Genomic DNA, 20,942 nt, shown 5'->3' with positions numbered 1-20,942 from the left:
TTGTACGGTCTATTCGAGGAAATCCTTCAGCCGCTTACTGCGGCTGGGGTGACGCAGCTTACGAAGCGCTTTGGCTTCGATCTGGCGAATCCGCTCACGGGTTACGCCGAACACCTTGCCCACTTCCTCAAGTGTTCTCGTCCGTCCGTCATCCAGTCCGAAGCGCAGACGGAGCACATTCTCTTCACGCTCAGTCAGCGTGTCCAGCACATCCTCCAGCTGTTCCTTCAGCAGCTCATATGCCGCTGCATCCGCAGGCGCCAGCGCCTCCTGGTCCTCAATGAAATCTCCCAGATGCGAATCATCTTCCTCACCAATCGGTGTCTCCAGCGATACCGGCTCCTGGGCAATCTTCATGATCTCTCTAACCTTCTCAACGGTAAGCTCCATCTCCGCTGCAATCTCTTCAGGCGATGGCTCGCGTCCCAGCTCCTGCAGCAATTGGCGGGAGACCCGGATCAGCTTGTTGATGGTTTCAACCATATGCACCGGAATACGGATCGTACGCGCCTGGTCGGCAATTGCACGCGTAATCGCCTGACGAATCCACCAGGTTGCATAAGTACTGAATTTGAAGCCTTTGTTATGGTCAAACTTCTCAACGGCCTTGATCAGACCCATGTTTCCTTCCTGAATCAGATCCAGGAACAGCATGCCGCGTCCGACATAACGCTTGGCGATACTGACCACGAGCCGCAGATTCGCTTCTGCCAGTCTCCGCTTCGCTTCCTCATCACCATTCTTGATCCGCATCGCCAGTTCCACTTCATCGTCAGCCGATAACAGCGGCACGCGGCCGATTTCCTTCAGATACATCCGGACGGGATCGTTGATCTTGATCCCCGGAGGCAGCGACAGATCATCGTCAAAGCTGAAGTCGTCTCCTTCTTTGTCCTCATTGTCTTCGCTTGGACGGAGGCTGTTCACCTCTTCATCGTTCTCATTGACAACCTCGATCCCCAGATCGCTCAGCTGCTCGTAGAATTCCTCCATCTGCTCGGGGTCTTGATCGAATGGCGACAATTTCTCCATGATATCTTTGTAATTAAGTGATGATCTTTTCTTCCCGTGATCAATAAGCTGATCCTTAACCTGATCCAGAGTAAATTCCGCTTCCAGTTCAGTGTGCTGATCGTTCGCCATAATTCGACTCCCTCCTCCCTAGGTACATCCTGTCAACAGCTCATTGTCTCTCTAGGGCTAAAATTTCACTTGCTATTTGTGCTGCACGCAAAAAGTCACCGGATTTCTCCGCCTGAATCATCTCTTCACGCTTGGGTTCAATTTTGCGCTGCAGAGGATACTTCCGCACTTCACGAATACAATCGTCCAGAACCTGGGTATTCCAGTCTGGAGGGGTATCCATCATGGAGATGGCCGTTGCGGTCTTCTCCAGACGGTCGTCCTGAAGCGATGATAGAAACCGGCTGATGCCGGGTGGTTTGCCTTGCGCATAATAAGCATATAGATAAGCGGCGATTGCCGCATGATCATCAATATTGAACTCTTCCCCGAGCCGTTCACCCACATAGGCCGCTGCTTCCGGGTCTTGAATCATCAATGATAACAGGCGCCGTTCCGCAACATGGTAAGCAGGCAGTAAGGTAGGTGTCTGCACTTGCCCTTTTTTATGCCTACCATTATTCCACCTATTATCGTTATTATCCCCTTCGGGGTTGTTTTTTTGCATGGAAGCCCGAAGTAAATTGCAATCCTGCTTCAGACTGTCGTAGGACAGCTCAAGCTCGGAGGCGATTTCCCGCAGGTACACCTCCCGCTCCGTTGAAGAAGGGAGCCCGGCGATAATCTCCAGAGCCTCCTTGACATAGGCAATTTTGCCGTCTTCCTCTAGGAGTATATGGTTTTTTTTCAGATATATAAGCTTAAATTTGATGGATGACACGGCAGAGTCAATCACCTGTTCCCTGAATCTGTCCCCGCCATGCCGGGAGATGAATTCATCCGGGTCGAGGCCGCTTGGAAGCAGGGCTACCTTGACCCGCAAACCGCTGGCTTCCAGGATAGGAATGGCCTTAAGGGCGGCAGCTTGTCCAGCCTTATCTCCATCATAGGCAAGCACAATCTCATCTCCAAGGCTCTTCATCAGGCCCACGTGACCCTCGGTGAGCGAGGTTCCCATCGTGGCTACCCCGTTCTGTACACCTGCCTCCCAAGCCGAAATGACATCACCGTATCCCTCGAACAGGACGATTTGCCGCGTTTTGCGGATGGATGCTTTGGACTGGTGCAGATTGTACAGAATGCGGCTTTTGTTGAATAAACGGCTCTCGGGAGAGTTCAAATACTTCGGCTGCCCCTCCCCGAGAATACGTCCGGCGAAGGCGATCGTCTTACCCATGCGGTTCGCAATCGGAAAAATAACCCGGCCGCGGAAGCGGTCCAGATAGCCTTTGCCTTCCCCTCTGGCAGACAATAGTCCGCCCTTCTCCATCTCGGCGAGATCGAAGCTGCGCTTCTCCAGAAACTGCAGCAGCGTATCCCAGCGGTCCGGCGCGTAGCCGATCTGGAACTGGTCAATCATTTTGTCGCTGAAACCCCGGGTTCTTAAGTAATCCATGGCGGCAGTGCCGTATTCCGTGTTCTTCAGCAAAAAATGATAAAACTTCGCCGATAATTCATACGCCTGAATCAGCCGGTCCCGCTCAGGATCGGGGGCAGCAAGCGCCCCGCCTCTCCCCTCAGGAACAGGGATATCACTCTCTTCCGCCATGATTCTGACTGCTTCGGGGAAGGATAATCCTTCGATTTCCATCCTGAATTTGATGGCATTTCCGCCCATACCGCAGCCAAAACAATGAAAGACTCCCCGGTCAGGGGTGACAGTGAAGGAAGGGGACTTCTCCGAATGGAACGGGCAGAGGCCCCATAAATATTTACCCTGCTTGGACAAATGGACAACCTTGCTGACTGTATCGACAATATCATGCCGCGCCAGCACGTTCTCGATAACCTCTTCGGGAATAGGACCATGTCCGCTAGCCACTTCAACCACCTTCATCTCTTAACAGTTAAATATAATTCGCTATAGCTGGACATTCTCCTGCAAAATTGTTAAAAGTTTTGTCAGTTTATGTTGAAAAAGATTTTTTTCCTCTGCGGTAATCGCTTTGGGACCCTTGGAATAGTGGCCGCGCCTGCGTTCAACCGCCTTGGCATGCCTGCTCTCCAGCATAAAATCCATGGTAGAATTCTCATATTCCTGGCCCCGGTTCGAAAGTGCAAGGCAGCGTTTGCCCAGCGCCAGCGCAGCCAGTCCATAATCCTGCGTAATTACGACATCTCCTGCAGAAATATGATTGGCGATATAGAGGTCGGCACTGTCTGCCCCGCGGTCCACCTGAACCACCGTAACGCCTTCTTCCGCCCGCAGCACATGATCATAGGAAGAGACCATCAGCACCGGAAGCCCGAACCTGCGCGCCACGGTAATAATTTCCTGCTTAACCGGACAAGCATCACCGTCCACAACAATCTTCCTTAGCCGGAAAGTTCCCAAGCTCACCCTCACCAAATTCCTGTGTAATATATATTACGCTCTAACCGTTCAAAAATCCTTCTTTGGTAAAGCATAAATACGGAACGAATGTCAACTTACGCATTGGCACCGTTCCGTATATTTATACCCTAAACCCTCGATCTATACCATAAAATCGCAAACATTACTTAAAACCTGCCTGAATTACCACACCAGCTTGCCAAAATCGGCAAACAGTTTGGAATCCGCATGAATGCCGGCCAGCAGCGCCAGACGGGTCGAGCGGACAGCTTCGTCTTCAGCCATAACCATAACCGAATCGAAGAATCCGGTAACGGCTGCTTCGAGTCCCGACAGAATCTGCAGGGCTTCAGCGGCATGTCTGGAAGCAAGGGCTGCGCGGTAAGGCTCATGAATACTCTGCCAGGTCGCGTACAGCTTCTGTTCCGCTTCTTCCTTAAGCAGAGCCGGGTCGATAACTGCACCTTCCGGAGCTTTAGCGGCCAGATTGCTGACACGGGTCAATGAATCCACGGTGATTTTGAAATCAGCCAGATCCGTCACGGCATTCATCAAGGCAAGACTTCTGCTTACTACATCAACGATGTCATCGAATCCTGCGGCAAGCGCTGCATCCACAACATCATAGCGTACATTGTTGTCGGCTAACAGGCGTTTGACACGCAGACCGAAGAACTCGTACAGAGTTATACGCAGTTCAGGTGTGAAATGTTTCTCTGTACGGAAACTTTCATGGACTTCCAGTGCTGCTGCAAAAATCTCCTGCAGACTTAGGCTCAGCTGATGCTCCAGCACGATCTGGACAATACCTGCCGCCTGGCGGCGCAGGGCATACGGGTCCTGGGAGCCGGTTGGAATAATTCCGATGGAGAAGCAGCCGACAATCGTATCGATTTTATCAGCAAGACTGACTACAAGACCTGCCTGTGTAGAAGGAACGGCATCTCCGGAGAAGCGCGGCTGATAATGCTCGAAGACCGCTTTGGACACCTGCTCTGCTTCCCCGGCCTTGCGGGCATAATCCTCACCCATCGTGCCTTGCAGCTCAGGAAACTCACCCACCATCTGGGTCACCAGATCGAATTTGCAAATATCCGCTGTACGGCTCACTTCCGCAGCAGCCTCTGAAGACAGCTCAAGCTTCACAGCCAAGCGGTCAGCGATGGCACGGATGCGGCGCACTTTGTCACCCACACTGCCCAGCTCTTCATGGTAGACGATATTCTCCAGCTTGGCCAGAGCATCGTTAATCTGCAGCTTCTGGTCTTCTTCATAAAAGAATTTGGCATCCGACAAGCGGGCGCGCAGCACCTTCTCGTTCCCCTTGGCGATGACATCCAGCGATACCGCATTCCCGTTACGTACCGTTACGAAGAACGGCAACAGCTTGCCGTCTTCACCAAATACCGGGAAATAACGCTGATGCTCACGCATCGAGGTGATCAGCACCTCCTGCGGAATATTCAGGAAGGCCGGATCAAAGGTACCGAACAGCACTGTCGGCGTCTCTACCAGGAACAGGACCTCTTCCAGCAGATCCTCCTTGATCGCAATCTTCCAGCCCTTCTCTTCCGCAAGCTTATGAATACCGCTTAGAATCAGCTCTTCGCGCTCCTTCACATCCACGAGCACATGCTGGCTGCGCAGAGCTTCAACGTATGCAGCAGGCTCTGCGATCACAGCTTCTTCACCGAGGAAACGGTGGCCACGGCTTACATTGCCCGCCTTAACTCCGGTGATTGTAAGGTCAATGATCTCCTGGCCGAAGAGAGCTACCATCCAGCGGATCGGACGGACGAACTTGAAATCATAAGCGCCCCAGCGCATGTTTTTCGGGAAGGTCATACTGCTCACAATGCCTGCAAGGCCTTCGGAGAGAAGTGAGGCTGTCTCGATGCCGGTGCTGTTCTTAGTCACATAGATATACTCTACGCCTGCCAGTTCCTTGAACGTGAACTGCTCCGGCGTGGCGCCCTGACTGCGGGCAAAGCCCAGTGCCGCCTTGCTCCATTCGCCGCTGGCATCCAGCGCGATTTTGCGTGACGGGCCTTTGACCTCTTCGCTTACATCCTCCTGCCGCTCAGCGGCATCCTTCACCAGTACGGCAAGGCGGCGCGGTGTTGCATATGCGCTAACGCCCTGATGACTGATCCGCGAGGCTTCCAGCCATTTCGCCGTTCTGTCCTTCAGTTGCTCCATCGCCGCCCGGATAAAGCGTGCAGGGATTTCCTCCAGACCGATCTCGAACAGAATATCCTTAGACATGGTCAGCACCTTCTTTCTTCAGCAGCGGGAAGCCCAGCTTCTCGCGTTCCTCCAGATATGTCGCCGCTACGGTGCGGGCCAAATTGCGAACTCTCGTGATGAAGCCTGTGCGTTCCGTTACGCTGATTGCGCCGCGCGCATCCAGCAGGTTGAAGGTATGCGAGCATTTCAGCACGTAATCATACGCCGGGAAAACCAAATGATTCTCCATCGCCCGGCGTGCTTCCTCTTCGTAGGTATTGAACAGAGTGAACAGCATTTTGACATCCGAGACTTCAAAGGTGTAGGTGGAATGCTCAACCTCCGGCTGATGGAATACATCTCCGTACGTCATGCCGTCTACCCACTCCAGGTCAAAGACATTTTCCTTATCCTGAATATAGGAGGCCAGACGCTCCATCCCATAAGTAATTTCCACCGCTACCGGACTTGCTTCAATTCCTCCGACCTGCTGGAAGTAGGTGAACTGGGTAATTTCCATACCATCCAGCCAGACTTCCCAGCCGAGACCCGCGCAGCCCAGGGACGGATTCTCCCAGTTGTCTTCGACAAACCGCACATCATGCAGCAGGGGATCTACGCCAAGTGCCTTCAGACTGTCCAGGTACAGCTCCTGAATATTGTCCGGGGACGGCTTGATAATCACCTGGAACTGGTGATGCTGGTACAGGCGGTTCGGGTTCTCCCCGTAACGGCCGTCGGACGGACGGCGTGAAGGCTCCACATAAGCAACCTTCCACGGCTCCGGACCCAGGGACCGCAAAAAAGTCATAGGGTTCATTGTGCCCGCCCCTTTTTCCGTATCATACGGCTGGACGAGAATACAGTTCTGGGCGGCCCAGAATTGCTGCAGGGTCAGAATCATCTGCTGAAAGTTCATAACTACCGGCTCCTTCGCTTTACAAGTGTGGTACTGCCTCTTGCGTATGACTGGCTCTTGCTGCTGCGCGATGGAGGCGGCACCCGCTTCTATGTACCTGCGGTCTGTGATGGAAGATGATCTCCCGCACAGCCACAAGCCAAAAAGCTCCCGCCCCCATGCCTGATGAACAGACATAGGGACGAGAGCTCAAATATGTTCTCCCGCGGTTCCACCCTACTTGATTACGCAAAAATCACGAAATCCACTTTTCATGCTGCCGCTTCCGTACTCCCGGGTGCCCTGTTCATGAACGTCGTCCCGCCAGGCTTCCACTACCCCCGGCTCGCTGCTGCGACAATACCGCCCACTACTTTCCCGATCCACGCACTCTCTCCAGTTCTGGAGCAAACACGGCAATCTTATAAAAGAAACTGAACTTATAGTAACGGATAATTCGTGATTCGTCAAATATTGTATTTATCAAGCTGGTCCAGGAAGCTCTGGGTCTTCAGTCTGAGTCCCAGCTGCATATCCATGAATCCCCGCATAACGGTCTTCAGCTCCGCACGGGTCTCCGGCTTCACATCCACATTTCCCAGCCTGGTCAGATCCAGCGCCGCGAAGATCCGCAGCAGCTTCAAGGCACGCGGGGAAATCTCCATGGCCGGAGGATCGTTATGCCGGCAACTGCGGCAGAGAACTCCCCCCAGACGGGGACTGATTCTAAGCTCCTCATCCGGCTTGTCCTTGCCGCAGACGATACAGGCATCGAGCTGAGGCCCATAACCGGCAGCTTGCAGCACCTTCATTTCAAATACATTATTGATAATGCCGGGCTCTTTGTCTTCCTCCAGTGCATTCAGGCAGGCGGTCAGCTGGCGGTACCAGAAGCTGCCTGTCTCTTCATCATGCAGCACCCGGTCCAGCAGCTCGCAGGCATAGGATGCATACGCCGCCTTGACCAGATCCTCGCGCAGCGGATGATGGGACTTCGTGATCTCCCCGGCATTGAGTGTTCCCAGTCCGCCGTTGTTACGGAAGAACACGAACTCACCTGTTGTGAACAGCTGGATCAGGGCAGCATGACGGCTTTTGACCTTCTTGGCGCCCCGCACCAGAACCCCTACTTTACCCGCGTTCTCGGTGCAAAGCGTAATAATGGCGTTCCCTTCACCGTAGTCCATGCTGCGGATGACGATCCCTTCCACCCTGTATAGCATGCCTCTTCCCCCAACCACTCGGCAAGCAACCAGTCCTTATTGTGCTTCTTCATCGATGGCCATCTCTTCCTCCGCCGGCAGCGGTCCGCTGCCCTCGGGCGAATCCCCAGCTTCCCTGTACAGCAAATACGCATCGAGATCTCCAGTCATTGCAAAATACTTCCACGAAAAATTCCGCATTCGTATTCATCCTTTCTTCGGAAACACGATGTCTCTTCAGATGTAGGATGTGCGATGCCCCAGGATCTATCCGTGCAATTCCTGCCATGTTGAGGCGGCGTGAGAGGTGATCATTCTTTATGGAAGCCCAAATCCCGCAGGACGCGGTCCTGGTTACGCCAGTCTTTTTTCACCTTCACCCATAATTCCAGGAAAATCTTCGAGCCCAGCAGGTTCTCAATATCCGTCCGCGCCCGGCGTCCGACTTCCTTCAGCAGCGCTCCCTGCTTACCGATAATGATCCCCTTCTGGGAATCGCGCTCAACAAAGATAACCGCCGAAATATGCACAACCCCATTCGGTTCCACGCTCATATCCTCAATCGCCACTGCGATGGAATGCGGCACCTCTTCACGGGTCAGATGCAGAATCTTCTCGCGGATCAGCTCCGCGCAGACGAACTGCTCGGGGTGATCGGTAATCTGGTCGTCCGGGTAATACTGCGGGCCTTCCGGCAGGTATTTCTGCACCTGCTCCAGCAGCGTGTTGACGTTATTGCCCATCTTGGCAGAAATTGGTACGATTTCGGCGAACTCATGCAGCTTGTTGTATTCCGTAATCATCGGCAGCAGCGCTTCCGGCTCAATCTTGTCAATCTTGTTCATGACCAGAATGACCGGGGTCTTAATGCTGCCAAGCTGTTCCGCGATAAAACGGTCGCCGCCGCCCATACCCTCAGAGGCATCCACGAGGAACAATACCGCTTCCACTTCATGCAGAGTGCTCATCGCCGTCTGATTCATGTAATCACCCAGCTTGGATTGTCTTTTATGGATACCCGGTGTGTCCAGGAATACGATCTGTGAGTTATTTGCCGTGTATACTCCGTGAATTTTGTTGCGGGTGGTCTGCGGCTTGTCCGACATAATGGCAATCTTCTGGCCGATTACCTGGTTCATGAGTGTTGATTTGCCTACGTTTGGTCTGCCGATAATGGCGACAAACCCTGATTTGAATTTCATATGATCCTCCTATTTATCTTACAACTTGGTCAAAAGCGTTTCGGTCAAAAGCGTTCACCCTTAAAAGCGTTCACCCTTAAAAGCGTTTCGATCCCCCTAAATCCCCCTTCGCCAAAGGGGACCCCAAGGGCCCCGGCCCTCTGGACACCCGGAACTGGCGTGGGCGCAGCACTTGGCGCGGTAAGAGACTTTGGAAGTATGAGCGCTGTTCGTTCCCTGCGGGAACACGCTTGACTGCGGCGCGGTTGATTCGCGGTGACCAGCATGCGGCGCGGGACAGGGAGCTGTGGAGCACGAGCGCTTTTCGTTCCCTGCGGGAACACGCTTGACTGCGGCGCAGTAAGAAACTGGTTACTTTGAACCAAAAAATCGAACGGCCTTGGTAACTATACACCCGATAACATTTTTTAGTTGTATTTTGTACACTTATTCTGCTCAAAATCAGAGGTTTTTGCAGTTTAGATGTAATTTGTACATCTATTTTCCTCAGCAAAGTCACTTTTGGCAATATACCGTGAATTTAGTTGTACATTTTACACTTAAACCTTATTTCACCTATCCTCACGGAAATATAGTTGTACCATATACACTTAAAGCCGGCTCATACGGTATGCATTTACGATCCTGCTACCGTACAGCAACCGTCTTTACAAGCTTGCCGTTTACTCCGGAGCCTGCCCCTGCGTAAGATCCGCAGGACCGAAGGCGCCGGGGAGCAGGTCACGGACCGTAGTCTCCATAATATCGCCCTTCAGGTTGCCGAGAATGACTGGCATATCGGGGCCGCATAGCTCGACCATCACCTGGCGGCAGACGCCGCAAGGCGATACGGGGCCGTCTGTGTCGGCCACGACTGCGATAGCTTTGAAGGTACCGGGCTTATGGCCGTCCGCAATGGCGCGGAACATGGCCGTCCGCTCGCCGCAGTTGGTGGGACCGTAAGCGGCATTCTCGATGTTGCAGCCGTGGTGGACCTTGCCGTCCTGATCCAGAAGGGCTGCCCCTACCCCGAAGCGGGAATACGGTATATATGCATTGGCTCTTGCCTTGATCGCTTCCTGAAGAAGTAGCGCATAATCCATAATTGTCCTCCTAAAAGTTTTGTAAGCATACGCTTCTTCGATTAGTCTTCGTACAAAACTCGCTTCGTAAGCATAAGCCTAGTTTTAATGAGCACTCTCTTCATCGAATCTTCTTCGAAATAAAACTCGCTTCGTAAGCATAACCTTAGTTTTGGGAGCACGGCCCGAAAATATTATCCTAATTAAAGATGACGGAGCGCGCAAAGCGGGTCCGCCTCTTCCACCAGCTGAAGTTGTAAACTGATTATGACATAATACCTGTGATCCAGTCCATCACGGGATGATAAAAAACATAGATTCCGGCAATCACGGCAAACACCGCCGTAAGCAGCACGGCGCCTGCGGCGGTATCTTTGGCCTTCTTGGCCAAGGGGTGAACCTCAGGCGAAACCAGATCAATCGTTGCTTCAATCGCCGTGTTCAGCAGCTCGGCTGTCAGCACCAGCGTAATGGCCAGCAGCAGCAGCATCCAGCTTGACAAAGGAAGCCTGAAAACAGCTGCGGCAATCACAACGATAACCGCAAGGCCGCTATGCACCTTCATGTTCAGCTCCGACCGGAATGCTGCCGCAATGCCGTGTGCGGCGAAGCGAAAGGAGTGCCAGAATTTTTTGTGGCCCACCGCCGTATTCTTGACCATTAGCGTGTCAACCCGACCTGAGCCAGAGCCTGCTCCTGCTTGGACATCATTTCGGCCTCAGCCTCCGGCTCCTGATGATCGTAGCCCAGCAAATGCAGGAACCCGTGCACGAACAGGAAGCCCAGCTCCCGCTCCAGCGAATGGCCGTATTCCTCAGCCTGCTCCTGCGCCCGGGTAACCGAGATGATAATATCCCCAAGCACATTCGGTATTTCCTCCAGCTCATCGTCCTCATCTGCCAGGCCGTACCGGATCTCCAGCTCATCTTCTCCGGCTTCATTCATCGCGAAGGAGAGCACATCGGTCGGACGGTCAATGCCGCGGTACTCGAGATTCAGCTCATGAATGCGTTCGTTATTGACGAAGGTCAGATCTACTTCCCCCGAGTCAATCCCTTCTGCTTCCCCTGCTGTCTGCAGAAGCCTCTCCAGCAGTTCGATCAGATCGCCGTTAATTTCATGTTCATCCTGTTCATTGTTCCAAACGACGCTCAGGCTCATTTTTGATGGCCCCTTCCTCTTTTTTGGGCTTGCGCACATCCTCGGGGTATTCAATCCGGGAATGGAATATGCCCATTACCGTCTCTTTCAGTGTCCGCGAAATAATATCCAGCTCCTTGAGCGTCAGGTCGCATTCATCGAACTGATGGTCATCCAGCCGGCTTTTGATAATTTTCTCAATCATGGTCTCGACCTGCACCACGGTTGGCTTGCGGAGCGAACGGACTGCAGCCTCCACACTGTCGGCGATCCCGACAACTGCGGATTCCTTCGACTGCGCCTTCGGGCCGGGATAACGGAAATCCTCCTCCGTGAAGTCCGGCTCTACACCCTTGTCCTCTGCAAGCTTCAATGCCTTATGATAAAAATAATGCAGGAACGTCGTGCCATGATGCTGCTCGGCAATATCGCGGATCGGCTTCGGCAGCTTGTACTCCTTCTGCATCTCCACCCCGTCCCGGGCGTGGGCCACAATGATCGACTTGCTCAGCTTCGGCTCAATCGTATCATGCGGATTCTCCATATTGTTCTGGTTCTCTATGAAATAGAACGGGCGCTTCGTCTTGCCGATGTCATGATAATATGAGCCTACCCGGCACAGCAGGCCGTCCGCACCAATCGCTTCGGCCGCAGCCTCTGACAGATTGCCTACCATTACGCTGTGGTGATAAGTTCCCGGCGTCTCAGTAAGCAGCTTGCGCAGCAGCGGATGGTTCGGGTTAGACAGCTCTACGAGCTTCAGGGCCGACAGAATGCCGAACGTTACCTCGAAGAACGGCATCAATCCGATGACCAGCACTGCAGTAAGCAGCCCCCCGGCAAAGGAGAAGCCCAGAGCATATAACGTATTCGTCTCGTTCCATACGCCGCCGCTCAGCATGGTCAGTATGGCTACGGTCAGGCAGCCGAGCAGAGACACCATAATACCACCCTTCAGCAGCGTTGAGCGCTGTCCGGCGCGGTGCGTCGAGAAGATGGCAACATAACTTACGATTAGAGCAAAGAAGCCGAAGGTGAAATCAAATATCGTATTCTGCTGGACATTCAGCAGGATACTGGCCAGAATGCTGAACAGAATGGAACAGAAATAAGCTAAGGTCATGTCCAGCAGCATGGAGATCAGCATCGCGCCGAGAGCCACAGGTGCCAGATAGCCTATATATGTCCGCACATCCGTTTGCAGGAAGGCCGTCAGCTTCATCATAACGATGGTAATGATAAAGACCAGCACCAGCATAAGCAGCTGGGAGTTATTGTATTTGAAGCCTGAGGCTCCGCCATTGTAGCGGATGAAGGTCATCAGGCCAAAGGACAGCAGTGCAGAGAGCAGCAGCAAGCCGAGCTGCGGCCAGTAATTAATCTCTTTGCTGAGCAGCCCGTTCTCATCCAGCAGCTTATACAGCTCAGGGGTAATCTCCTGATTCTTGGCGACCAGCACATCCCCCTGCTCGATGAATACATCCGGTGTATTCTGACGGGCCTGCACCTTCGCTTCTTTGGTCGCATCCTCGTCATAGAATTTGTTGGCGGTGATCACCAGCCGTACCAGCTCCTGCACCACCTCGCGGGCGGTCCGCTGGCCCAGTGAACTGACACTGACCTGCTCGGCCACTTTGGCGCGCGCGCTCTGGGCGTCGGTAATCTGGTCATTCATCAGCTTCGTGACAATATCCCGGGCCACCGGCTTCATTTCGATGATATCCTGTGAAGTCAGGCGCGGGATCTTGATATAGGTCTCTTCCGGAATGACGTAGGCCTGATCCTTAATGACGGACTGCATTTCATTCAGCAGATGCTCGGAGTAAGTCCCCGCCTTTTGGCTGGCAGCCACAAAATTAAGGATAAAATCATTGGCCCGCCGCGGAATCTCTTCCCGGTAAATCTCAGTCTTCTCACTCTGTGAAATCGTATCATCCTGATTCAGCCCGCCGATCCGGTCCAGCAGCAGAGTTACTAGATTCTCCGCCCGGATAGGAATAATGGCATAACGGTTGGTCACATTCTCTGCAGCAGTCTCCTGGGCCTTGAGCTTGGCGTTGGTGTCCAGGATTTGCTTGGGCGCTGTAATCTCCTTGGCACTGCGGGTTCCCTCTTTGATATCATACCTTTTGGGCAGCAGATCAGAGGACAGGCTGAGGTAGAAAACAACCGCGAGTAACAGGAAAAGAGCATAGCGCGACACCGCGCTATACTTCCATCCGCTGCTGCTGTATACAAATCCGCTTAATTTCGATGGTTGCTTTGAGGCCATGAAGACAATCCCCTTTTTTATTGGAGGTTTTCGGCAGAGCGGTCATAGGCAACGATAATTTTCTGCACAAGGGAATGACGGACAACGTCCTGCTCAGCGAAGTAGACAAAGCCAAGCTCCTCAATACCGGAAAGAATCGTTTTGGCTTCGATCAGCCCTGACTTCTTGCCGCGCGGCAAATCGATCTGGGTCACATCGCCCGTGATGACCATCTTGGAGCCGAAGCCCAGACGGGTGAGGAACATTTTCATTTGTTCGGGTGTGGTATTCTGCGCTTCATCAAGGATGATAAAAGCATCCTCCAGCGTACGTCCGCGCATATAGGCAAGCGGTGCAATCTCGATCAGCCCGCGCTCCAGCGCCTTCGCCACCTGATCAGGCCCCATAACGTCGTACAAGGCGTCGTAGAGCGGCCGCAGATACGGATCTACCTTTTCCTGCAAATCTCCCGGGAGGAAGCCCAGGTTCTCCCCGGCCTCTACAGCCGGACGCGTAAGCACGATCCGTTTGACCGAGCCTTCCTTCAGCGCCGTCACCGCGAGGACCACAGCCAGATAGGTCTTGCCGGTGCCCGCCGGGCCGATGCCGAAGACGATATCGCGCTTTTTGATGGTGCTCACATAATGCTTCTGGCCAATCGTTTTGACACGGATCGGCTTGCCGCGGAATGTTGTCGTGATCTCGCCCTTGAACAGGTCCAGCAGCTGGTCGGCACGGAAATCCTTCGCCAGCTCCACGGCGTACTGCACATCGCGTTCGCTCAATATATAACCCCCGCGTACGAGTGACAGCAGCACGTTGAAGAGCTGGCCCAGCATGTCCACTTCCCGCTCCGTACCGCGAATCGTAATTTCGGCCTCGCGTGAATTAATAACTGCCGGAATTTCTTTCTCGATGATTTTCAGGAATCCATCCTGCGGGCCGAACAGGGATTGCGCTTCTCCCGCATTGTGCAAAGATATTTGAATGCTTGCAGTCTGTTCTGACAAGTAGCCTCATTCTCCTCAATTGTTTACTATCGGAAGCTCTTCCGCGATTCTCTCTTCCACCTCAAACAGCACTTTCATATAAACTTTACCATTCTCTTTCTTCTCATGCAAAATTTTTTGACTTTTAATGACGCTGTCAGCGCCGTAACGCGCGAAAATATCGCTCTTGGCCCGCGTCAGCCCTTCTGCACGCGCGGCCTCCGAAGTAAGCGCTTCAGTGGTGTATTTAATCTCCAGTTCCTTCTCGGTCATCAGGCCCAGCGGCAGCTGAAAAGAGCGCCACGACAGCATGTCCGGCTCTGAAAGTGTACGTGACTTCGCAAACCCGGAGTCCCCGTAGCCCCACAGCTGAATCGCCCATTTGCCAAGAACGAGATAGGTGCGGTCCTTGCGTTCTCCTGTATATGCACTGCCCGTTCTTTTGAGCGGTACCTCCAGATTATATTCATGCCATACAAGGCCTTTAACCATGCCTTTGGCGACAACGAACTCTGTATTCTCCTCGTCACCCAGCGCACCGGAGATGAGGATGTCCCCTTTTTTAACCCGCGAATTCCGGCTGACCACCGGTCTGCCCTGCTCCGCATAGATTTCGGTCACCACCGCATCGGTCCGGCTGATGAGATGGCGCTGGCTGAGCAGCGGTTTGTTATCCGGGCGGTCAGCTTCGACCACCTGTATAGTAATGCTCGTCCCGTTCCGGTGGAACCCGGCCCAAGTTAAGCCCGGAACCAGGGTGGTCAGCTCCCGGGACAGCTCGTCCGACTCCTGCATGCGCCAAATCCACTGAAACGGATAGACGCCCTCCTTGCGTGCGGCTTCCAGGATGTCCTCAGTCGGAATGCGGGTATTCCCTTCAACCTTGACGCTCCAGATCATCGAGGAGAGCAGCAGCAGGCCTACACCGAAGATCAGCATACCTGCGGCAAAAAACTTCCGTCTCCACAAGCGCGCGAGGCGAAACGGAAGTCCGTGCCTGGCTGTAACATGCATACGGCAGCCTGTCTTTTTGAGGAGCGGGCGAAGCCGGAAAAAGTCATCCAGCAGCAGATTCAAAGAAGCGCCGTCCCCGGCAGGCCTCACATCCCAGATGATGATGCCCGCTCCAGTTACAGCATTAATGAATTTCTCCACCTGCGGTCCGCTCACATGCAGTGTAACGAACCCCCGCAGTGATGACAGAGGCGGTTCTTTCATGGATTCTCCCCACTTTCCTTATATCTGATTTCACCGATTACTCCAATGACGGCAAGCTCCTGGCCCAGAATATTGCGGATGACCAGTCCTTCACCGGAAATCTCCAGCACCCCTTGGGTTAATGCCAGCCTGAGCTGCTCCGAAGAGAAGTGCAGCACGCCGCGGTGGTTCTCAATATACAGCTCCTTATTGCCGATCAGGGTGATCCGGGGCATCTCCTGCAGCACATCCTGCGGAAGATCCAGTATCCCGTTTGTCCATCCCCGCAGCCTGCGGCCGATACGGGTCATAAGTAGACGCTCCCCCTTCCTGCCTTCTGTACACCTTATGCGGCGGGGCGGCTGTTTATGAGAAGAACTCACACCCTTCTGCCAGGGAAAACGGCAAAAAAGCCTGAATTCCTTCCGGTTAAGGAATGGATTCAGGCTTTTTTGCAGTATTACATGTTGCTCGGGAGGCGGAGGCAAGGTCTTAGCGCCGCGTGGAATGCGGCTGGCGGGCGCGGGGCGGACCCAGCACCTCCGCCCATACCAGACCGCTGCGCAGCGCGTCAGGGTCGCCTGTGAGCGGATGGACAGCATATGCCGGCGATGCTGCATCTGCGTCCTCCCCGCCTGCGTCGGAGCCCGCAGACGGGACCGCAGCCGCCATTCCGTCGAAGGCAGCCTTCAGCTTCTCCAGCTCTTGCTGCATGCGTTCTGTGCGGGCCTCCACGCTGTCCAGGTCATCGGCCTGTTCCAGAGACACACCTTCGCCTGTCTCATCACCGGGAGCCGGCTGCCCAGCCTCAGCCCATGCTGGCGAAGACGGGGCCTCCTGAGCATCCGGCGGCGGAGCAGGCTGGTTTGGGGCCGTCCTTGTCCCGGCAGGCGCCGGAAATCCGCTGCCCTGCTGTTCAACGCGTCCGGCCTTCCGGCGGCGGGGCAGCGGATTGGCGATATCTCCTCCCCCGCCGCCAAAGGTAGGCATCCCCCCGCGCGGGGCCTGTTTGTCTTTGCCCTTCTGTTTGTTCAGATTGGTGATGATCGCTATGGCCGCCAGCACCAGGAAATAGATCACGCCGCTCATGGGAGCTCACATCCCTTTATTTGTGGGGCGGACGGCTGCTGTCGTCCCCATCGTTTAGTTTGCCGAGGGAACCGCGCATCTGCGTATCTGCCTCGATATTTTTAAGATTCATATAATCCATCACACCAAGCTTGCCGGAGCGCAGGGCTTCGGCCATCGCCAGCGGAACCTGGGATTCAGATTCAACGACCAGCGCCTTCATCTCAACCACGCGGGCCTTCATCTCCTGCTCATGGGCAACCGCCATGGCCCGGCGTTCTTCAGCCTTCGCCTGGGCGATGCGCTTATCCGCTTCCGCCTGCTCGGTCTGCAGGTACGCACCAATGTTCTTGCCTACATCCACATCCGCAATATCAATGGACAGAATTTCAAAAGCAGTCCCTGAGTCCAGGCCCTTGGATAATACGGTCCGGGAGATGGAATCCGGATTCTCAAGCACATCCTTATGCGAATTACTGGAGCCGACTGTGGTTACAATCCCCTCGCCGACACGGGCAATAATCGTCTCTTCGCCCGCACCCCCGACCAGCCGGTCGATATTGGCCCGCACCGTTACCCGTGCCTTGACCTTGACTTCAATCCCGTTCTTGGCTACAGCCGCAACAATCGGCGTCTCAATGACACGCGGGTTAACGCTCATCTGAACCGCCAGAAGCACATCGCGTCCGGCCAGATCGATGGCAGCGGCACGTGTGAATTCCAGCGGAATATCCGCTCTCTGGGCGGCAATCAGCGCGTTCACTACCCGGTCCACGTTCCCTCCGGCCAGATAATGGCTCTCCAGCTGATTGATATTCAGCCCCAGCCCGGCCTTGGTCGCCTTAATCAGCGGATTGACAATCCGGCTCGGTGTTACCCGGCGCAGACGCATCGCTACCAGCGTGATAATGCTGATTTTGACCCCGGAGGCCCAGGCAGATACCCACAGCATTACCGGGAAGAAGCTGAAGAAGACGCTTAGTACAATAATCACGGCTACCGCGATCAGCAAAAAAGTAATCATTGATGCTTCTAACATACGCTTACCTACCTCCGATATTTTGATAGACAAAAATTATTTCGCAGCTTCCTTCACTACCACACGGCCGCCCTCAACCTTCACCACGGACACGGCCGTCTGCGCCTCGATGAACCCGCCTTCTGTCACCACATCTATCCGTTCGCCGCCAATGGTGGCGGTTCCGGCCGGACGCAGCGGGGTAACACTGATGCCGGAGGCCCCGATCAGACGCAGCTTCTCCGGGACAGGCACGAATCCCTTCTCTCTGGTAAGGCTATCCTGAAGGATGAACCGGTTCCAGATGCCCCGCTCCTTGAAGACTACGGCTACAATCACAATAACCACAGCCGCCGCCGAAAAAGCAATACCAAGGCTAAACAGGGCATGTGTAAAGCTGTAAGCAGCCCTTACAACACCCGCTACCAGACTGATGGACCCGAGGATTCCCAGAATACCGAAGCTCGGCACGAACAGCTCCAGAATCAGCATCACCAGTCCCAGAATGAACAGCAGCAGCGTCTCCGCCCCGGCGAAGCCGGCCACATAGTTGCCGAAGAAGTAGAGGGCAAATGCCAGCGTACCGACAATTCCGGGCACCCCAAAGCCGGGCACCAGCAGCTCGATGAACACACCAGCGATGCCCACAAAGAGCAGAATCGTCATGACTACCGGATGAGTCAGAAATTGCGACATTTTCTCCGCACCGGTATGCTCAACGCGAAAAATGTCGTCTGTCGAGTAGCCCAGCCAGGTAATCGCCTCCTGCTCTGTTCCAGCAATCCGGTCGGCGTAACCAGCCTGAAGTGCTTCATTGCTGCTCAGAGCGATAATCTCGCCCGCTTGCTTGTTCACGCCCAGCTCCGGGCGGTTAACTACCAGATGGACATCCATCATGCCGGCCGCCACTTCAGGATCACGCCCGTTCAGCGAGGCAGCCCCGATCATTTTGGATTTCCAATAGGATACCATCTTGGCGTCTTCCACGCTCTTCCCGTTCATGTCCACCAGCGAAGCGGCTCCGATCATGCTGCCCGGCTTCATGATAATGGCGTCCGCGCTCAGCGCGATGTAGCTGCCTGCGGAAGCGGCATTGCCTTTGATATAGGCTACTACCGGAATCTTGCTGTCTCTGACCAGCGTGCCGATTCGTTCGGCGGAATCCACCCGTCCTCCAGGTGTATCGATCTCCAGAACAATCAGAACTGCGCCGTAATTTGCCGCTTCCTGAAAGCCCCGTTCCAGAAAGCTCTGCAGACCCCGCTCAATCTCCTGATCCACCGGAATAATGAAGACGGGTCCGTTGACCACTGTACCTGAGGCTGCTCCCGGTGCGCGGACCGCTTCATTATCCGCCTGAACCGTCCCCGCCAATGGCAGGAACAGAAGAACCATTAAGGCCGCGATACAGGAAAATATGATGGTGCGTAACTTATTCAAGCCTGCGCCCCCCTTTTGTACGTGAACCATTTGCATTCTCAACTTATCATTTTATGTAAGTCTGCATATAATTCTTAGTATACCTTATACGCAGTTCTATCCAAAAAGCTCCACACAATGAAAAACACCCCTTATAAAAGGGGTGCTAGCGTTATATTATTGCAGAAATTGTTGAACCGCCTGGTTCACAAGTTTACCATCGGCGCGACCTTTGACCTTAGGCATCAGTGCGCTCATCACCTTACCCATTTCACTTTTCGAAGAAGCACCGGTTTCCTGGATGGTCTGTTGTACAATTACTTTAATTTCTTCTTCGGTAAGCTGCTCGGGAAGATATTTAATGATAATCTCGATTTCTGCCTTAGTACTCGCGGCAAGCTCATCGCGACCCGCTGCTTCAAATTCTTGGAGGGCATCTTTGCGCTGTTTGATCTCACGACTAAGGATATCAAGCACTTCGTTGTCGTCTAATGTTCTCTTCAAATCTATTTCAAGATACTTTATTGTAGAACGAACCATTCGAATGGTGGAGAGTGTGAACTTGTCCTTACTCTTCATCGCTTGCTTCATATCTTCGTTTAATCGTTCGCTAAGATTCATGCGTGGGTAATCCTCCTAAAACTTTCTCTTACGAGCAGCCTCAGACTTCTTCTTGCGCTTTACGCTTGGCTTCTCATAATGCTTGCGTTTCTTCACCTCAGCCAAGACACCATCCTTAGCAATGGAACGTTTAAAGCGACGAAGTGCAGCATCAATTGTCTCGTTTTTGCGAACTTTCGTTTCAGACACCAGTTTTCCCTCCCTCCGACCAGACCGTCCAAGAGCATAACAACACGGTTCATCACCTTTCATTATAGGTCAAACCTAAATAAGGTGTCAACCTTCGCGTTATTCTTTTTTTAGCCGGGCTGTACATAGTTGCATTGCTTACTTAGGCATGAGAACTGGAGTTCCCCGTAAGGGCACCAAGCTTGGCTCCACCCAGCAGATGATAATGCAGATGCGGCACTGCCATCCCGCTGTCCGGACCGCAATTATTAATCAGCCGGTAGCCGGTATCGGCAATTCCGAGCTCTGCGGCAAGCTGCTGTGCTACGGCATGAATCTCGCCAATCAGCGGCAGATCCTCAGGAGTAACCTCGTTCATAGAAGCGATGTATTTCTTCGGGATAATCAGCACATGCACAGGGGCGGCAGGCTCAATATCGTGGAACGCCAGAATCCGCTCATTCTCGAACACCTTTTTGGACGGGATTACACCTTCGATAATTTTGCTGAATACAGTTTCCATACCACGCTTCCTCCCAAAAAATTTGTAATGCAGAAGCTTGCATCCGGCACTTTCCGCAGCAGAGGCTGAGATAACAGACACGAACCTAACTCTTATTCGTACAACGGCCACCCGCTACTCACAGGAGATGATCCGTCAATACAGCTAGAGCTCTGCGGGGCGCACACGCCTGAAGATCATCGGGCTTCCGGCCTGATCGGCTTCGCGACAAATTTCAATTTATGGAACTAATCATACAGGATGTTGAGCAATTACGAAAGGCGGAAGGCTATATTCTGGCGAAATCAGATGTTCGGCGCGGCTTATGCTGGGATTGTGAGGGAAAGTGGGCGGGCGGCGATGTATGGGGGAACTGGGGTGGGAGCAGCAAGGAGTGTGGGAGCAGGTAAACAGGCAGGAATCAGGGAATAGGGATCAGGATATCAGGTGGGGGCGGATCAGG

The 20,942-nt window shown here is 53.7% G+C and carries 21 protein-coding genes; all 21 read right to left on the bottom strand.

What is annotated here, in order from left to right:
- Nucleotides 1–9: 9 nt before the first annotated feature.
- Complete coding sequence (gene rpoD, locus MKY64_RS02970) at nt 10–1,143, bottom strand: RNA polymerase sigma factor RpoD (RefSeq protein WP_036690273.1); 1,134 nt, start codon at nt 1,141–1,143, stop codon at nt 10–12.
- Between the two features lie 40 nt (nt 1,144–1,183).
- Nucleotides 1,184–3,019 (bottom strand): DNA primase, encoded by a 1,836-nt coding sequence (dnaG, locus tag MKY64_RS02965; RefSeq protein ID WP_339250256.1) that lies wholly within the window; start codon nt 3,017–3,019, stop codon nt 1,184–1,186.
- Nucleotides 3,020–3,043: 24 nt separating this feature from the next.
- Nucleotides 3,044–3,523: a YaiI/YqxD family protein gene (locus MKY64_RS02960; RefSeq protein ID WP_339250257.1), complete on the bottom strand. Its 480-nt coding sequence runs from the start codon at nt 3,521–3,523 to the stop codon at nt 3,044–3,046.
- Between the two features lie 177 nt (nt 3,524–3,700).
- Nucleotides 3,701–5,782: a glycine--tRNA ligase subunit beta gene (gene glyS / locus MKY64_RS02955; protein WP_339250258.1), complete on the bottom strand. Its 2,082-nt coding sequence runs from the start codon at nt 5,780–5,782 to the stop codon at nt 3,701–3,703.
- Nucleotides 5,775–6,662, bottom strand: a complete 888-nt coding sequence (glyQ, locus tag MKY64_RS02950; protein ID WP_036724333.1) for a glycine--tRNA ligase subunit alpha — start codon at nt 6,660–6,662, stop codon at nt 5,775–5,777. Before glyQ ends, glyS begins: the two co-directional genes overlap by 8 nt.
- Before the next feature lie 446 nt (nt 6,663–7,108).
- Nucleotides 7,109–7,864 (bottom strand): DNA repair protein RecO, encoded by a 756-nt coding sequence (gene recO / locus MKY64_RS02945; RefSeq protein WP_036724335.1) that lies wholly within the window; start codon nt 7,862–7,864, stop codon nt 7,109–7,111.
- A gap of 36 nt (nt 7,865–7,900) precedes the next feature.
- Entirely contained in the window at nt 7,901–8,044 is a 144-nt protein-coding gene (locus tag MKY64_RS02940; protein WP_076075837.1) for a YqzL family protein, read from the bottom strand.
- A 110-nt stretch (nt 8,045–8,154) separates the two neighbouring features.
- Nucleotides 8,155–9,045, bottom strand: coding sequence for a GTPase Era (gene era / locus MKY64_RS02935; protein ID WP_036724337.1), 891 nt, complete (start codon nt 9,043–9,045; stop codon nt 8,155–8,157).
- 662 nt (nt 9,046–9,707) lie between these two features.
- Nucleotides 9,708–10,127 (bottom strand): cytidine deaminase, encoded by a 420-nt coding sequence (locus tag MKY64_RS02930; protein WP_076075831.1) that lies wholly within the window; start codon nt 10,125–10,127, stop codon nt 9,708–9,710.
- A 244-nt stretch (nt 10,128–10,371) separates the two neighbouring features.
- A complete protein-coding gene (locus tag MKY64_RS02925; RefSeq protein ID WP_036724339.1) occupies nt 10,372–10,767 on the bottom strand; it encodes a diacylglycerol kinase family protein in 396 nt (131 codons plus the stop codon).
- Nucleotides 10,767–11,267, bottom strand: coding sequence for an rRNA maturation RNase YbeY (ybeY, locus tag MKY64_RS02920; RefSeq protein ID WP_339250260.1), 501 nt, complete (start codon nt 11,265–11,267; stop codon nt 10,767–10,769). Before ybeY ends, MKY64_RS02925 begins: the two co-directional genes overlap by 1 nt.
- Nucleotides 11,239–13,518, bottom strand: a complete 2,280-nt coding sequence (locus MKY64_RS02915) for an HD family phosphohydrolase (RefSeq protein ID WP_339250261.1) — start codon at nt 13,516–13,518, stop codon at nt 11,239–11,241. The genes ybeY and MKY64_RS02915 overlap by 29 nt, the downstream gene beginning before the upstream one ends.
- A 17-nt stretch (nt 13,519–13,535) precedes the next feature.
- Nucleotides 13,536–14,507 carry a PhoH family protein gene (locus MKY64_RS02910; RefSeq protein ID WP_036690294.1) on the bottom strand — a complete coding sequence of 324 codons (972 nt, stop codon included), beginning with the start codon at nt 14,505–14,507 and terminating at the stop codon, nt 13,536–13,538.
- Nucleotides 14,508–14,522: 15 nt separating this feature from the next.
- Nucleotides 14,523–15,704, bottom strand: a complete 1,182-nt coding sequence (gene yqfD, locus MKY64_RS02905) for a sporulation protein YqfD (protein WP_036724344.1) — start codon at nt 15,702–15,704, stop codon at nt 14,523–14,525.
- Nucleotides 15,701–15,994 carry a sporulation protein YqfC gene (yqfC, locus tag MKY64_RS02900; RefSeq protein WP_209872075.1) on the bottom strand — a complete coding sequence of 98 codons (294 nt, stop codon included), beginning with the start codon at nt 15,992–15,994 and terminating at the stop codon, nt 15,701–15,703. Before yqfC ends, yqfD begins: the two co-directional genes overlap by 4 nt.
- Nucleotides 15,995–16,175: 181 nt before the next feature.
- Nucleotides 16,176–16,772 carry a hypothetical protein gene (locus MKY64_RS02895; protein ID WP_340950817.1) on the bottom strand — a complete coding sequence of 199 codons (597 nt, stop codon included), beginning with the start codon at nt 16,770–16,772 and terminating at the stop codon, nt 16,176–16,178.
- Between the two features lie 16 nt (nt 16,773–16,788).
- A complete protein-coding gene (floA, locus tag MKY64_RS02890; protein WP_209872081.1) occupies nt 16,789–17,790 on the bottom strand; it encodes a flotillin-like protein FloA in 1,002 nt (333 codons plus the stop codon).
- Nucleotides 17,791–17,826: 36 nt separating this feature from the next.
- Nucleotides 17,827–19,164: an NfeD family protein gene (locus MKY64_RS02885; protein WP_340958001.1), complete on the bottom strand. Its 1,338-nt coding sequence runs from the start codon at nt 19,162–19,164 to the stop codon at nt 17,827–17,829.
- Between the two features lie 201 nt (nt 19,165–19,365).
- Nucleotides 19,366–19,809 carry a GatB/YqeY domain-containing protein gene (locus MKY64_RS02880; protein ID WP_036724349.1) on the bottom strand — a complete coding sequence of 148 codons (444 nt, stop codon included), beginning with the start codon at nt 19,807–19,809 and terminating at the stop codon, nt 19,366–19,368.
- A 15-nt stretch (nt 19,810–19,824) separates the two neighbouring features.
- Nucleotides 19,825–19,998, bottom strand: coding sequence for a 30S ribosomal protein S21 (rpsU, locus tag MKY64_RS02875; RefSeq protein WP_005547957.1), 174 nt, complete (start codon nt 19,996–19,998; stop codon nt 19,825–19,827).
- Nucleotides 19,999–20,140: 142 nt separating this feature from the next.
- Nucleotides 20,141–20,500 (bottom strand): histidine triad nucleotide-binding protein, encoded by a 360-nt coding sequence (locus MKY64_RS02870; RefSeq protein ID WP_076075810.1) that lies wholly within the window; start codon nt 20,498–20,500, stop codon nt 20,141–20,143.
- Nucleotides 20,501–20,942: the final 442 nt, after the last annotated feature.

Source organism: Paenibacillus sp. FSL R7-0210 (genome assembly GCF_038009085.1).
Lineage (GTDB): Bacteria > Bacillota > Bacilli > Paenibacillales > Paenibacillaceae > Paenibacillus_AQ > Paenibacillus_AQ silagei.
This window is presented reverse-complemented; position numbering and strand designations above follow the sequence as displayed.